Origin of the sequence: Janthinobacterium sp. GW458P (assembly GCF_002127585.1) — a bacterium.
Taxonomy (GTDB): Bacteria; Pseudomonadota; Gammaproteobacteria; order Burkholderiales; family Burkholderiaceae_D; genus Janthinobacterium.
Genome location: NZ_NEGZ01000022.1, coordinates 1 through 14,632, shown reverse-complemented (window position 1 = coordinate 14,632; position 14,632 = coordinate 1). Strand labels below are relative to the sequence as shown.

Genomic DNA, 14,632 nt, shown 5'->3' with positions numbered 1-14,632 from the left:
CGCCGAAAATCGCTGACTTATTCATCGCGCAGTATCTGTACAGGTTGCAGTTTTGCCGCCTTGATTGCAGGGAAAAGACCAAATCCGACACCGGTCAGGATGGGAGAGATAACCCCGGCAGCCAGTGCATTTGCCGGCACCCAGAAATGCCATCCAACCATGGCTGAATAGACATACGTGGTCGCGACGCCGAGCGCTAGCCCGGCCAGGGCTCCGCCCATGGACAGTTCTATCGCCTCGAGAACGAACAGGTTGCGAATGTCGCGCTGGCGGGCGCCGACACTGAGGCGTACACCAATTTCCTTGCGCCGTTCCGCTACGCTCATCAGCATCACGTTCATGATGCCGATGCCGCTGACTAGCAATGAGATGCCCCCCAGGGCAGCGAGAAGATATGAAAAATTCCTGGCCTGCCCGCGCATGCCATCAAGTAACTGCATGGGAAGCTGCATTTCCACCGTGCGCGAAGGATAGCGTGCCAATAGATACTCCTTCAAACGGTCTGCTGTTGCCATGATGTTGGCACTGCCCGTCGATCTGAAAATTATGCTGGAAATATCCGGTGCGCCTTGCAGTCGCCTCATTGATGCCAAGGGAATAATCACCGATTGATTGACCGAGACCGGCAACAGTGGATTCGGCAATTGTGCAGGAAGTACGCCGATGATGCTAAACAGATAATGGTCTATCTGAATGACGTGGGTGCCTCCGGTTCCGCCGATCCCGAGCTTGGTCGCAATGTCGTTGCCGATAATGGCGTAGGTAGCTCGGCCGTCCAGGTCCGATATAAAGCGCCCCTTGATGGGAACCCATTCAAAGATGCGGGCGATGGATTCCTGGGTTCCCAGTACGGTAGTGTCGATGTGCATGCCCTTGCTTTGAACCGTTGCGGACAGTAAAGCCAGAGGTGCCACTTCGACGATCCCGGCCACGCGGCGCGCTTGCGTAGCGTCAAAGTGCAATGGTGTGGGCGTGCTGGCCGTTTCCTGAAGGCTGGCAATGCCAATGTTGGAGCCGAGGGATTCGAATGCGCGTAACGAGTCCTCCGCAGCGCCTTGACTCAGGCTTAGTAAGGCGACGATCGAGGCGCTCCCGATGGCGATTCCCAGCATGCTCAGCATCGCGCGCTGGGTAAGACTCCTGATGTTCCGGGTTGCTTCAGAGATTAACTGGCGGGGGGAGGGGCCGGGCCGTATGCGTGCCGCCTTGCTGCTGGTCATGCTCGCCTCGCATCTGGTAAACCACGTTCCAGCAGGCGGCCGTGGCAGATGTCGAAGTGACGTTCGCAGCGCGCGGCGGCCGAGACGTCATGCGTCACGATTAGCAGGGAAACGGCCTTTTCACGGTTGAGGTCAAATAAGGTATCAAGAATAACGGCAGCGATGGAACTGTCCAAGCTGCCGGTAGGCTCATCGGCTAGGATGATCGACGGCTGGCCTATGAGAGCCCTGGCGATCGCGACGCGTTGACGCTGGCCCCCGGACATATCTGCCGGTTTGTGCAAGGCCCGTGAGCTCAAGCCCATGCGATCGAGTTGCTCGCATGCCAGTTTTCTCGCCGGCTCTCGATCGATGCCGCGATAGTAGAGTGGCAGAGCAACGTTATCCACCGCGTCGAGTTGTGGCAAGAGGTTGAAGGATTGAAAGACAAACCCTATCTTATCGTTTCGTATCTGAGCAAGTTGATCGGCGCTAGTGCTTGTCACATCCATTCCGCAGAACTCAAATTTGCCCGCGTCTGGTTTATCCAATAGTCCCAGAATATTAAGCAGCGTGCTTTTTCCAGAACCCGATGTGCCCGTGATGGCGCAGGATTCCCCTCGGTGTACGACTAGCGAAACGTCCTGCAATGCCGCGACAACACCGCCAGGGTGAGGGAAATTACGGTACAAGTGCGTCAATCGGAGAATCGGATCGATGTCAGGGGCTTTCGGCATTCATTATATCCATCGACTGTAGGCCATTGATTCTAAGTCATTCACTTCGCAAATGCCATACTCATTTCCAGATGCGAGTCGCCACATATGGAGGTCTTGGCCAGTTTTCTTTTGACGGGGTGTGTCGCTGATAAAGCCATGTGGCAGGTTTTTTCGAAGATTCTCAGCGAGAAATGTCGGATCATGCCTGACGCACGGCAATTTGGGAATGCTGATGGAAGCTTTATGCGAAATTTTCCTACTTTCGTCAATACTCACACATAATCACAATTGAATTAATGAAAGCCGCTGGTAGGTGGCTTGATATTTGTTGTGGTATAGTAATATTTATTAATCATGGAGATGACAATGGTAAGTATTCCTGCATCGGGATTTTCGCTTCGTCGGGAAAGTAATTCCTCCTCGGTTTCCAATGCCGAAGGCAATATGGCATTAACAGGGGGGGGGGCGTCGGTTGATGCGAAAGCTATCATTGGCGCTGTTTCGGAAGGCATGGTCATCTCGACTCTTGCTGTCCGATTATCCAAAGCCGCATCGACTACCGCCACTAGCATGCAGGGACTAGACCGGCTATCTCTCGTGGCTAAAATCAATAAGAATACCGACACCATACTCTACAAGCTTGATGACGAGCATAAAACGGCGGCAGCGAAGCAGGTTCCAGCACCAAATGATGCGCCATCGGCGCAGTCAGCTGCTGCGGCAACCGCTTACGTGGATGGCAAGGCCCGCAATCCATTTGTGGGGCTATCGCGCGAGCAATTGGCAACCATCGCCCAAGATGAAAGTGGCACTTTTACGGTAAATGAGCGGCGCGCCGCCTTTATGCAGGCATACAGGGAAGAAGAGGCGTGGCGCAGCCAAGTTCTGGCTGAAGGAATGAGGGAATACAACACAACAGGAAAGACAACCAATTTTTTCAAATCAGTTTTAGCACATTTCAATGACTTGCCTAAGCTGGAGCAGGTTCTTTATCCAGAAAACTATGCTACTGATCTGGAAGGTAAAATTAAACTCGATTTTAATTATTTCAACCATGCCGCCGGAAATGCGCCGGCCACGCCTGGATCTCTTGCGAGTTTGATGAAAAGTAAAAATGCCGGAGCTGTTCCGGATTTATTTGAAATCTTGAGCCTAGGCTCTAATCCATCCATTTCATCCTGAAAATGGATAAACACTAAGGAAGCTTATCTTGAAATTTTCCAAACGACTTCTCGGCGGGGTATTGATTAGCTTGGGTATGTCTGCACCTGTTGTCGCTTTTGCAGGACCACAAGTCCTTGTTACGGTGAAAAATCTGAATGCAACTGAACAGGCTGTTCAGTGGATCGCCACTAATAACGAGATTAGTACGCAGGCCAATGCGTCTCCGACGCCGGCCCCGAAAATACCGGCGTTAGAGCAAAATAGCTTTCGGGTGCAAAGCAATTTAACCCCCATCGTCAATTATGCCTCCTTGATCTATACTATGGGGCGCAAGCAATGCCAGTTTCACACTGCCTATACATTCGCCACCGGCAGTAACGGGGTTCAGACGCCGCAGTGGTCAAAGGTAGCTACGCCAAGTGGCGGCGCTGTATGTACCGCGACGATCACTTCGACTGACATGTCGACGCATGCCTGGGCTGTCACGTTCACGATGAAATAATCGTTTCCGGAAAATAGCCAGGAATTCCCCAGCATCTACCTTCATTGCATCACACTGGTCGCCGCAAGGAAGCCGGTGTGGTTCTGCCTCCAGGCAGCTTGGCCGGCTGGATCAGCTGGCAGGGCGAGGTCCTTCTCACATTCTCCTTGGGTGTCTCTATGGGCACGAGTACCGGTGGCGCGGGCCATCGACACTCGTGAAGCGGGAAAATTGTATCACCGGCCCTGCGCTAGTGTGAACTATTCGGCCCAATCCTAGAACTGGTAGCGGACGGTCAATGCCACCTTGCGCGCCGGACCATACATGCCCGAGTACCACCAGTCCGACACGGAAGCAGTGTACTGTTTGTCGAACAGGTTGGCCACGTTGACGGTGGCCGACAGCTTGTCGTTGACGTCGTAGCGCGCCATCAGGCTGGCTACCGAGTACGCTTTCTGTTCCCAGTGCAGGGTACTATTGATCTGCCACGCATCGATGTCGGAATACACGCGGCTCTGCCAGTTCATGCCGCCGCCCACCGTCAGGCGATGCAGCTCGCCGGGCAGCCGATAAGTGGTCCACAGCTTCACCAGGTGGCGCGGGAAGGTGGTCTGGATCGCCTTGCCGGTATTGTTTTCCGTCTGGCTGTACGACCACGAGGCCGACACATTCCAGCTTGGCGTGAGGGCGCCCGTCGCTTCCAGGTCGATGCCCTTGGTATCGGCGCCCTTGATGGTGCGGAACGCCGGATCGTTGGAGCCGGGCAGGGTGTGGCCCGGATCCGTTTCAGCCAGGTTTTTCTGGCGGATCAGATATAGCGCGGCGGCCGTGTTCAGGCGGCCATCGAACCAGCCGCTCTTGATGCCCGCTTCAAAGGTCTTGCCCTCGCGCGGCGCCAGCAGCTTGCCGTAGCGGTCTTGCGAGGCTTGCGGCTGGTAGATGGTGGAGTAGCTGGCGTAGGCGCTGTGCGTGCCGTCGATGTCGTACACCAGGCCGCCGTACGGCGTGAAGACGCTGCTGTCCGAGGCTGGCGACGCGCTATAAAATGGCACGGTGGGCGCGTCCGAGATGTAGTTTTCGCTGTAGCGCAGTACTTTAGCGCCGGCGATCAGTTTCAGGCGCTCGGACAGCGTAAAGCGGCTGGCCGCATAGGCGCTGGCCTGGCGGCGCGTGCTGTCGTGGGTGACGAAGGTATCGCCAAACACGGGCGTTGCCATGCGATTCCAGCGGTACAGGTTGACGGGCTTGCCCTGGATGTTCTTGTCGAAGCGGCCATCGGTCGTGCTTTGAAATTCGTTGTAGTCCATGCCCAGTACCAGTTCGTGCTGGCGGCCGAATGCGTTGAACGGTCCGCGCACGTTGGCGTCCACGCTATTGACCTGGAGCTGGTAAATGCGGTAGTCGGCGCTCATGCGCAGGCCATCGCCCGTGGCCTGGTCGGGCAAGCCGCCACTCACGTTCATGAACACGGAGCGCTCTTCCTGCGAGGACTGCACGCGGTCGGCCGAGATCTTCAGTTTCCAGTCGTTCGCCAGTGCGTGCTCCAGCGTGACGAAGAGGTCGGTCGAATTGGTGTCGAAGCGATTCGACCTGGCCGCCGGGCTGAAGGAGCGGGGCAGATCCGTCATGGCGCCATTGCTGTAAAACAGGGGGAAGCCCAGGTAGGACAGGGATCCGTTCGAGCGCTTGCGCTGGTGCGTGACGCCGGCCGTCAGCTTCGTGTCGCTGGACAGGTCCGCCTCGACCACGCCATACACCACTTTCTTGTCGCGGCTGTAGCCGTCGATGATGCTGTCGCCTTCCTCGTACACCGTCACTAGGCGGCCGCGCACGGTGCGCGCCTCGTTCAGCGGACCCGCGATGTCGGCCATGGCGCGCCGTTCATCGTAAGAGCCCAGCTCGCCCTCGACGGACGCCTGGAACTGCGCGGTCGGCTTCTTGCGCACCATGTTGATGGCGCCCGAGGCATCGCCCGCGCCCGTCATCAGGCCCGAGGCGCCGCGCAGCACTTCGATACGGTCGTACAGCGCCATGTCGGCCAGGCTTTGCGACGGTATCGCATTGAGGCCCAGGTTTTCCGAATGCGTGCTGACGCCATCGAGCTGGTAGTTGGTAATCGCATAGCCGCGCGAAGTAAAGCCCGTGCGTTCGCTGCCCAGCGAGAACAGCGTGATGCCCGGCGTTTGCGCCATGACTTGCGCGATGCTGTTCAGGCCCTGGTCCTGCATGCGCTGCTGCGTGATGACGCTGACCGACTGCGGCGTTTCCCTGATCGACAAGCCCAGCGGCGTGGCGGTGGAAACCGGCAGGGCCGAGACATAGGCGCCCGTGCCTTCGGTGGCATCCTGCTGCGCCTTGACCGATACCTCCGGCATCATCGACAGCGCCTCGCCGCCCGCTACGGCATCGGCCGTGCGCAGCAGGTAGCTGCCGTTGGCGCTGCGCTCGGCGGTCAATCCGCTGCCGCGCAGCACGCCGTTCAGGGCGGCCAGCACCTCGTGGCGACCCGTGAGGCCCGCGGACGACTTGCCGCGCGTCTGCTCCGGCGTGAAGCTGAGGATCACCCTGGACTGGCTGGCCACGTGGCGCAGGGCGGCGGCCAGGTCGCCGGCCGGCACCTGAAAGTCGTGGCTCGCCGTTTGCGCCGCCGCGCTTTCCTGCGCCAGCGCCGGCATGGGCGCGTTCAGCAGCAGGGCCGAACCGATGAAGATGAACTGGATGGCATATGCCATGCGCTTGATGCGCGGCCTTGGCCGGGAGGACATAACTGGAGACATGGTTACCTTGTGTTGTAGTCGTCAAAAAGAACGTTGCATACACAGGTCACGCGAGCAGCGAAAACGGGTATCATTTTTTTGATTTTCTTTGCGCTGCACTTCAGCCGGCATGCCGCGCTTCCACCTGCACCCAGTAGCGCGTGCGCAGGCGCACATCGACAGGAAGGGAGTCGGGCAGAGACAGCAGCACGCTATCGAGGTCGGCCAGCGGGAAGACGCCGGACAGGCGCAGGCCGGCCACCGCGTCGTCGCAGCCGAGGAATCCATGGCGGTAGCGGCTCAATTCATGCAGCAAGTCGCGCAGCGGCATGGCGTCGGCCAGCAGCAAGCCCTGGCGCCAGGCCCAGATGTCGGGCGAGACGGCGTGCGCGGGCAACGTGCGCCGCGCCGTCATGGCGCCGCCTTGGCCGGCGCGGACGACCAGGCTGCCGGCGCCCTTGCGTGGCGTCAGCCTGACGGCGCCCTGTTCCACGGCGACGCTGGTGCGCCCGTCTTCCTGGCGCACGGAATAGCGCGTGCCCAGCGCCTGCGCCTGGCCGTCCGCGGTCTCGACGAGGAAGGGGCGGTAGGGCATGTCCGTTTCGCCTGCGGTGGCGATGAACACTTCGCCCTGTACCAGTTGCAGCATCCGCTGCTTGTGCGTAAAGCGGATGTTCACGGCGCTGCCGCTGTTCATGTGCAGGCGGCTGCCGTCGGGCAGCGTCAGTTCTCGCTGCTGGCCCACGCCGGTGGAAAAATCGGCCAGGGCCGCGCGGGCCAGTTGCGGCGCGAGCCCGGAACGCGTGCCGAACCAGCCCGTCAGGCCGATGGTGGAAATGCACGCCAGCAGCCGCAGGCTGGCGCGGCGCGAGATGGGCGAGCCAGGGCGCTGCGCCAGCGCCTTGCGGCTGGCCGGGGCGTCGAGCACATGGAAGCTGCCGCTGACGTTTTCGATGTGCGTCCAGGCCCGCTCATGCTCGGGATGCGCGGCGCGCCAGCAGGCCCATGCCTGTCTTTCCTCGGGCGTGGCTGCGCCGCTCATGAGGGTGGTGAGCCATTCGGCCGCCTGCATGGCGATGGCCAGGTCGATGGGCTGGCCGTGGGCGTAGACGGTGGCGCCGCGCATGTCAGGGGGCGGCAAAATCGGGCACGGCGAAAAAACACAGCAGATTGGCCTTGCTCAGATACTTTTTGACGGAATGCGTGGTGGTGTCCAGTTCGGCGGCGATCTCGGCGTAGCTCATGCCGTCCAGGTGGGCCAGCAGGAAGGCGGCCCTGGCCTTGGCGGACAGCTGCTCCAGCGCGCGGTCGATCAACTGCAGCGATTCGAGCAGGAGGGACATCGCTTCCGGCGACGGCGTGCAGGCTTGCGGCTGGTGCAGCAGGGCGTCGAGGTAGGCGCGTTCGAGCTCTTCGCGCCGGCAGTGATTGGCCAGCAGGCGCCTGGCGATGGTGGCCAGGAAGGGGCGCGGCTGCGCGATCCCGGCACTGCTGCGCGCAACGAAGATCTTGAGGAAGGTATCCTGCGCCAGGTCGCTGGCCAGCCCCGCATCGTGCAGGCGCCGCTTCAGCCAGTGCTGCAGCCAGGAGTGGTGCTCGGCATACAGGGCCTGGAAATCGGACGGCGGGGAAGGAGCGGACAGCATGCGTGCGGTATGGGATATCTTAATCTAAATGAGAATTGTTCTCATGATAGCGCAGCGGCGCACGCCGGGCAATCGGGAAAACGCGGCGTTGCTGAAATGCGACTGCGCCCGGGCCGCCTGCAGCGAGGGATTTGCGCCTGCGCACGGCAGATGTAAAAGTTTCCTTGGCGCAAGCTTTCATGTGAGAAAATGCGGGCTGTCGATGTGGCGCGGAGCGAAAAAATGATGTGGATGGTTGGCGGTGCCCTGGTTCTGTTGGTCGCCAGATTCTTATGGTTGGCCTACTTCCATCGCGTGCAGGCGATGTCGCGCCAGGCGGAACTGATGAACTGGATCGACATCGGCCGGGTTTCCAATGCCGATGGCGGCAAGGATATTTTACTGGCGAGAAATGAGCGCGGCGTCAAGATCGACTGGCGCACGGGCGAGGTCTGGCTCATGAATCCGAAGGTGACCGAGCCGTTTGCCGATTTCCTGGCGGTCGAACGCTGGCTCACCATGCACGATATGACGACGGCGGACAAGCCGGCCGCAGCCGCTCCTGTACAGGCGCCAGCGGAGCCGGCGCCTGAACCGGCGCCTGAACCCGGCCCCGTGCGCGACACTTTGCCGGCCTTTCAGCAAAAGGTCGATGCATGCCTGGCCAAGGCGGAAGGCGGCCAGGAATTGCTGGAAACCAAGCAGGCTTTCGAGGCGGGCAGCGAGCCTTACCTCGAGGCGTCGACGGAATTGAGCAAGGCGGCGCTGGAACTGGAAGTGTCGCCGGCCATGGTGGCCACGTTTCATATCAGCGCATTTGCCGCGCTGTCTGAAACGACGGGAACGGACAAGCTGGAACGGGTGGCGGCCAGCCTGCATGCGGCGGCCAGGCAGATCAGGGCCAGCGTCACCGCGTAAGTGCGGGCGAGACCAGGCCCGGAATGAAAAAACCGCTGAAGCCCTTGCAGGCATCAGCGGTTTTTATGCATTGGTTGCGGGGACAGGATTTGAACCTGTGACCTTCGGGTTATGAGCCCGACGAGCTGCCAGACTGCTCCACCCCGCAGGCGAATTATAACCGGGTTTGCTGCATTGCGAAAGGGCGGATGACGTGGCTTGCAGGACATACTGGTCCGGAATGGAAAAAGCCGCTGATTCTCTTGCAAGAATCAGCGGCTTTCCGGTATCTGGTTGCGGGGACAGGATTTGAACCTGTGACCTTCGGGTTATGAGCCCGACGAGCTGCCAGACTGCTCCACCCCGCAGGCGAATTATAGCGGGGTTTGCTGCAATGCGCAATGGCTGACTGGATTACACCGCCGCCAGGCGCCACAGCGAGGTGATTTCCTGCGAGCGGGCCGCGTGCAGGCTGTCCGTGGCGTCCTGCGCGCGCGGGTGCGTGGGTTGCACGTCCAGGCGGTCGACGACCTTCAGGCCTGCCTGTTCTATCCATTCGAGCAATTGCGCGCGCGGGCGCAGCCCCAGGTGCTCGGCCAGGTCCGACAGGATCAGCCAGCCTTCGCCGCTTGGCTCCAGGTGGTCGGCCAGACCGGCAAGGAAGCCGCGCAGCATGCGGCTGTCCGGATCGTAGACGGCGTACTCGATCGGCGAGCTGGGGCGGGCCGGCAGCCATGGCGGATTGCACACGACGAGCGGGGCGCGGCCGGCAGGGAACAGGTCGGCCTGCACCACGTTGACCTTGCCCTGCAAGTCGAGGCGGGCGAGGTTCTCGCGCGCGCAGGACAGGGCGCGCGGGTCCTGGTCGGTGGCGACGATGCGGGCGACGCCGCGCTGTGCCAGCACGGCGGCCAGCACGCCCGTGCCGGTGCCGATGTCGAAGGCCAGGCTGGCGCGCGGCGGCAGGGGCGCATCGGCCACCAGGCCCACGTATTCGCCGCGGATGGGCGCAAACACGCCGTAATGCGGGTGGATGCGCTGGCCCAGGGCCGGCAGTTCCACGCCCGTGCGGCGCCATTCATGCGCGCCGATCAGGCCCAGCAGTTCGCGCAGCGAGGCGACGAACGCCTCTTCGCCGCGGCCATACGCTTCATTGCACGCCAGTTTCACGTCCGGCGCGCGGCGCAGCGGAATCGTGTAGTCGGCATCGAACGGCAGCAGCAGCATGGCCAGGGTGCGGGCGCGCTGCGACTGGGCCTGGCGGTGCAGATGGAATGCTTCCGTGGCGGTCGATTCGGGTTTCGCCAGCTTGGCGGCCTTGGCCTTTTTGCTGGGTTTGTCGTTCTTGTGGTCGGCGCGCCGCGCCAGCGCCTGCAGCAACTGGCGCGCGTTCTGGAAGTCGCCGCGCCACAGCATGGCCGTGCCTTCGCAGGCCAGGCGGTAGGCCTGGTCGGCCGTCGTGCGGTCGTCGGCGATGACGACGCGCCTGGGCGGCGGCATGCCGCTTTCCGAGCGCCAGCGGGCCGAATGTTCGGCGCCGTTTTCGCTCCAGTGGATCTGCGGATGAACGGTAGGGGAAGAAGTGTCGGACATGGGTTTCAATCGATAGAAGGGGGCGCGCGGCATGGTCGCCTGCGCAGGCCGTCTTCCATTATACGTCGCTGGCCGTGCCGTTAGCAGTGTCCGTGCCATAGGCGAGTGCCAGCGCGCGGGCGCGGGCCTGGTCTTCCTTGTCGGATTTGACCGCCGCGTCCGGCCGCACCAGCTTGAGCAAACGCAAGCTCAGGCTGCCTGCCAGGTCGCCATCGTTGCCGCTGGCGCTGGCGCCATCGGACTTGCCCTGATAGAGATTGCCTTGCAATTGCTGGCCCAGCAGCTTGAACAGGTCGTGCAGATTGCCGGCGAAGGTCGTAGCGGGCAACTCTTTGGCGGGCAGGGCGGCGTCATCGGCGGAGCTGGCTTCCTCCGCTGCCTGTTGCGTTTGCTCAAGGACGCCCGCGCTGATGTTCGATTGATACTGCACTTCCACTTCGAAGTCGAAGGTCTGGCCGTCGGCCGTCGTGATCTTGCCCTTGCCGACGAAATGCGCGTTTTCATCGAGGCTGAAAGCGGCCGCGCGGCTGCTGCCTTTGGTGCCCGAGACGCTGGTGCTGCCGCTGCTGACGCTGGAGCCTGCCTGCAGGTCGACGGAATCGAAGGCGATGCTGGCGCCGTCGCCGAACAGCTGGCGCGTCATGTTGGAGAGAAAATCCTGCGCCACGTCGACGGTGGCGTTGCCCAGTGCATCGGTGCGTTGCGACAGTCCCTTGGCCGACAGGTCCAGGCCATTCTTCGACAGGGCCACCACGTCTTGCGCGGTGCGCTGCATCAGGGGCGAGGCGGCCAGGCCGGTGGCGCTGCCGCCCGTGCGGGACGGCTGCTGGCCATTCAGCGTAGTCGAGGCGGGTTGACGGCTGGCAAGGGCGGGAAGCTGGGACATGAACAAATTCCGAGTGAGCAAGTACTCAGTTAACGGCAGTCGTGTCCCATTCTTTAACCATTAGTGGTGGTGCGACCAGCTACCGTCCGCCGACTCCAGGTAGGACTTGACGGCATCGGCCTGGCCCGTGGCGTGGCGCTTGAGTTCGCCGCACGCGCAAATGCCCTGATACGGCTGGATATGCGAGCAGGCGGAGACTTTTTGCAGGTAGACCTGCATGGATTTGTGACATTTGACGCACTTGAAGGTGAGGCTGCGGGCGGCTTTCATGGGATTCCTTGAACTGTTGCGGGGCGTAGCGGTCGGCGACGCGAAGGACGGGATTCTAACCCACTCCGCCCATCGTTACATACTGTTGCAACTGCGCCACGCGCAGGTCAACTGAATCCGCGCCGTGACGTTGAACGTATATAGGAGGCCGACTGGCCGCCATTGAAGAGGTAGCATCATGGAAAAGCGTGACAAGGAACAGCCTGTACAACCTGGCAAGGAATTGGTCAGGAAATGGTTGAAAGCGGAGCTGGAACTGCGCCGCCCCCCGCCCGACCCCGAGCAGATTCGCCGCGAACTGGGCTGGGATCTGCTCAGGCTGTGCCGGGAGCCTGTGCCGCGCTGATACGCCAGTTGACTCCCTAGCGCACCGTCACCACGCTCTTGCCGCCCGACCCCGGCTGCACGAGGATGCGGGTGGCGATGCGCTCCGTCATTTCCTGCACATGCGAGATGACGCCCACCTTGCGGCCCATCGCTTGCAAGCCGTCGAGCGCGTCCATGGCCACGCGCAGGGTTTCCGTATCCAGGCTGCCGAAGCCCTCGTCGATGAACAGCGATTCGACGCGCACGCGGTTCGATGACAGCGAGGCCAGGCCCAGCGCCAGGGCCAGCGAGACGAGGAACGATTCGCCGCCCGACAGCGAGTGCACGGAGCGCAGTTCGCCGCCCATGTCCTGGTCGCGCACCATCAGGCCCAGCGAGGGCTTGTCCGGATTGTCGATGCGTTCGAGCTGGTAGCGCCGCGCCAGGTGCTGCAAATGCGCATTCGCATAGCCGAGCAGCACTTCCAGCGTGAATTGCTGCGCGTAGTTGCGGAACTTCTTGCCGTCGGCCGAGCCGATCAATTCATCCAGGCTGGCCCAGCGCCGTTCGATCGCCGCTTGCGCCTCGATTTGCGCCAGCATCGCTTGCGCGCTGTGGCGTCGCGCGTCGTCCTGCGCGATGGCCAGGCGCAGGCGCGTCGCTTCCTGGTTGGCCGCCTGGCGTTCCAGCAGCAGTGCCTCGAGCGCGGCCTGCAGCGCCGCTGCGTCCCTTTCCAGGCCCTCTGGCGGCTGCGCCAGGTGCGCCGCCAGCTGCTGCCGGCGTTCGGCCAGCACGGAGACGGCCGCCGTGTGGCGGTCCGCGATCACCTGCAGGGCGGCCCGTTCGGCGCGCATGGCTTCCGGCGCGATGGCCAGCTGCGCGCGCAAATCGTCGAGCGTCGCGGGCGCGTGGTCGGGATGGGATCGCTGGAACTGGCGCAGCCAGTCGTGCAGGGCGGCGCTGGCGCCGTGTTCCTGTTCATGCAGGGCGGCCAGCCGCTGCGACAGCTGCGCGCACGCTTCTTCCAGACGCGTGCGCTGCTGGCCGGCCGTTTGCGCCGCCGTTTGCTGCTGCGCCAGCAGCTCTCTGGCTGCCGCGATGGCGCCTGCCAGCGTGCGCTCGACGTCGGCCACGCCCTGGCCCTGCCATAGCGCGTTGCGTTCGGTTTGCAGTGCCGCCAGTTGCTTGTCGGCGGCGGCAAAGGCGGCGTGGGCCTCCTGCGCTGTTTGCTGCGCCTTGGCGGCGCCCAGCAGCGCCGCTTCCAGCTGCGCTGCCAGCGTCGCCAGCGCGTGGCCGCGGTGTTCCTGGTCCGCCTGCTGTTTCAGCCATTGCCGGCTTTCCCCCTCGCGCGCCGCGCGGAAGGCGGCCGGGCCGGCGCGCCAGCTGTCTTTCCAGTCCTCGGCGCCGTCGGCGTCGGCAAAGGCGGCATCGAGCTGCGCCAGCAAGGCGTCGAGCGCGGCGCGCGCCGTCCCGGCCTTGTCGGCATTGCCCGCTTGCTGCGCCTGCAGCTGCGCCAGCCGCACCTGCGCGTCGGTGRCGGTGCTTGTGCAGCGCGCGTGGTCGCTGGCCGCCAGTTCATGCGCCGCCTGCGCCTGCTCGCGCCGCGCGCCGGCCTGGCGCAGCGCCGTCTCCTGCTGCGCCAGCGCCTGCAAACCGGCCGCATTGGCCGCCAGCTGCCGCGCGAACCAGTCCGCGCGCTGGTTTGCCTGCGGCAGTTGCAGGGTATCCGCATGCGGCTGCCATTGTGCGTTCAGGCTGTCGATGGCGGGCGGCAGGGCCGCCAGTTCGGCATTCGTTTGCGCCTGTTCGCGCGCCATCGCGGCCAGCGCCGCCTTGTGCGTGGCCAGCCGCTCCAGGTTGCCGCGCGCCTGCGTGCGGCAGGCCAGCACTTCATCCTGCAAGCTGGCCAGCATCGCCTGCAAGGCGTGATCGGCGTGGCTGTACGGGTGTTCCAGCGCGCCGCAGACGGGGCAGGGCTGCCCGTCCTGCAAATTGGCCCGCAGCTGCTCGACGCTGGCCGCGCATGCCGCTTCCGCGCCTTTCAAGGATTTTTCCGCCTGCGCCAGGCGCGCTTCCAGCAGCGGCGTTTGCGCCGCTGCCGCCGCCAATGCCGTGCTTTCCGTTTGCGCGGCCTGCGCCAGCTGGGCCGCCCTGGCTTGCCAGTGCGCCAGCGCCTGCTGCTGGCGCGCCAGTTCGCTCCAGGTCTTTTCCGCGCTGGTCATGCTGCGCGCGTGCGCCTCCAGCTGGCCGCGCTGTTCCTGCAGCCCCTGGCCATCGATGGCTTGCACGGCCGCCAGCGCCTCGCGCCGCTGCGTATCGCGCACGGCCAGGGCGGCGGCGGCGCCGGCCAGCGCCGCTTGCGCCGCCTGCGTGGCGTCTAAGGCCTGGCGCACCTGCTGTCTTGACTCGGCCATGCCGGCGTCGGCCGCAGCGGCTTGCGCGGCCGCCTGGCCGGCCTGGACAAACAATTGATCCCACAACTGCCACGATTGCGCCAGCGCCTGCCATTGCTGGCGCGATGTCAGCCACAGGCGGCCCGCTTCCTGTTCCGCCTGCAAGGCGTGCTGGCGCTGCTGCAGCGCATGCAGCGCGGCGCGCGCCGAATCGTTGGCCTGGTCGGCGGCCCGGGCGCCGTCTTGCGCCTGGCGGTGCGCGGGCACCTGTGCCGCAATGCCGGCGTCAAGCGCCTTGGCCCGGTCGAGCAGGGGCGCCGCATCGCGCTGCGCCGCTTCCCGG

General features: G+C 63.2%; 13 protein-coding genes and 2 tRNA genes. 4 read left to right on the top strand and 11 right to left on the bottom strand.

Annotated features, from left to right (window positions below; genetic code table 11):
- Positions 1–17: 17 nt before the first annotated feature.
- On the bottom strand, positions 18–1,220 hold the full coding sequence (locus tag CBW50_RS14065) for an ABC transporter permease (RefSeq protein WP_086146143.1): 1,203 nt from the start codon (positions 1,218–1,220) through the stop codon (positions 18–20).
- A complete protein-coding gene (locus CBW50_RS14060) occupies positions 1,217–1,936 on the bottom strand; it encodes an ABC transporter ATP-binding protein (RefSeq protein ID WP_086146142.1) in 720 nt (239 codons plus the stop codon). Before CBW50_RS14060 ends, CBW50_RS14065 begins: the two co-directional genes overlap by 4 nt.
- Positions 1,937–2,284: 348 nt before the next feature.
- Between CBW50_RS14060 and CBW50_RS28880 the strand changes: the two genes are divergently transcribed.
- Together CBW50_RS28880 and CBW50_RS14055 are read left to right on the top strand one after the other, a co-directional pair.
- Complete coding sequence (locus CBW50_RS28880; RefSeq protein WP_139842509.1) at positions 2,285–3,100, top strand: hypothetical protein; 816 nt, start codon at positions 2,285–2,287, stop codon at positions 3,098–3,100.
- A 28-nt stretch (positions 3,101–3,128) separates the two neighbouring features.
- Positions 3,129–3,584 carry a hypothetical protein gene (locus CBW50_RS14055; RefSeq protein ID WP_216356354.1) on the top strand — a complete coding sequence of 152 codons (456 nt, stop codon included), beginning with the start codon at positions 3,129–3,131 and terminating at the stop codon, positions 3,582–3,584.
- 254 nt (positions 3,585–3,838) lie between these two features.
- On the opposite strand, the gene CBW50_RS14050 is transcribed toward CBW50_RS14055, so the two are convergent.
- From CBW50_RS14050 to CBW50_RS14040, 3 genes are all read right to left on the bottom strand, one after another.
- Positions 3,839–6,295, bottom strand: coding sequence for a TonB-dependent siderophore receptor (locus CBW50_RS14050; protein ID WP_086146141.1), 2,457 nt, complete (start codon positions 6,293–6,295; stop codon positions 3,839–3,841).
- Positions 6,296–6,440: 145 nt separating this feature from the next.
- Entirely contained in the window at positions 6,441–7,445 is a 1,005-nt protein-coding gene (locus CBW50_RS14045) for a FecR domain-containing protein (protein ID WP_086146140.1), read from the bottom strand.
- Between the two features lies 1 nt (position 7,446).
- Positions 7,447–7,965, bottom strand: a complete 519-nt coding sequence (locus CBW50_RS14040) for a sigma-70 family RNA polymerase sigma factor (RefSeq protein ID WP_086146139.1) — start codon at positions 7,963–7,965, stop codon at positions 7,447–7,449.
- A gap of 276 nt (positions 7,966–8,241) precedes the next feature.
- Here CBW50_RS14040 and CBW50_RS14035 point away from each other — a divergent pair, with 276 nt between their 5' ends.
- Positions 8,242–8,862, top strand: a complete 621-nt coding sequence (locus CBW50_RS14035) for a hypothetical protein (protein ID WP_139842508.1) — start codon at positions 8,242–8,244, stop codon at positions 8,860–8,862.
- Between the two features lie 71 nt (positions 8,863–8,933).
- On the opposite strand, the gene CBW50_RS14030 is transcribed toward CBW50_RS14035, so the two are convergent.
- From CBW50_RS14030 to CBW50_RS14010, 5 genes are all read right to left on the bottom strand, one after another.
- Positions 8,934–9,010, bottom strand: a tRNA-Met gene (locus CBW50_RS14030).
- A 122-nt stretch (positions 9,011–9,132) separates the two neighbouring features.
- Positions 9,133–9,209: transfer RNA gene (locus CBW50_RS14025), tRNA-Met, on the bottom strand.
- Between the two features lie 46 nt (positions 9,210–9,255).
- Complete coding sequence (locus CBW50_RS14020) at positions 9,256–10,434, bottom strand: class I SAM-dependent methyltransferase (protein WP_139842507.1); 1,179 nt, start codon at positions 10,432–10,434, stop codon at positions 9,256–9,258.
- A 58-nt stretch (positions 10,435–10,492) separates the two neighbouring features.
- On the bottom strand, positions 10,493–11,320 hold the full coding sequence (locus CBW50_RS14015; RefSeq protein WP_086146136.1) for a hypothetical protein: 828 nt from the start codon (positions 11,318–11,320) through the stop codon (positions 10,493–10,495).
- Between the two features lie 60 nt (positions 11,321–11,380).
- Complete coding sequence (locus tag CBW50_RS14010) at positions 11,381–11,590, bottom strand: hypothetical protein (protein WP_034755039.1); 210 nt, start codon at positions 11,588–11,590, stop codon at positions 11,381–11,383.
- A 178-nt stretch (positions 11,591–11,768) separates the two neighbouring features.
- Between CBW50_RS14010 and CBW50_RS29365 the strand changes: the two genes are divergently transcribed.
- Entirely contained in the window at positions 11,769–11,936 is a 168-nt protein-coding gene (locus tag CBW50_RS29365) for a hypothetical protein (protein ID WP_172404765.1), read from the top strand.
- 16 nt (positions 11,937–11,952) lie between these two features.
- Here the strand turns inward: CBW50_RS29365 and CBW50_RS14005 are convergent.
- Positions 11,953–14,632 (bottom strand): SbcC/MukB-like Walker B domain-containing protein (locus CBW50_RS14005; protein WP_139842506.1); only part of this gene is annotated, 2,680 nt, incomplete at its 5' end.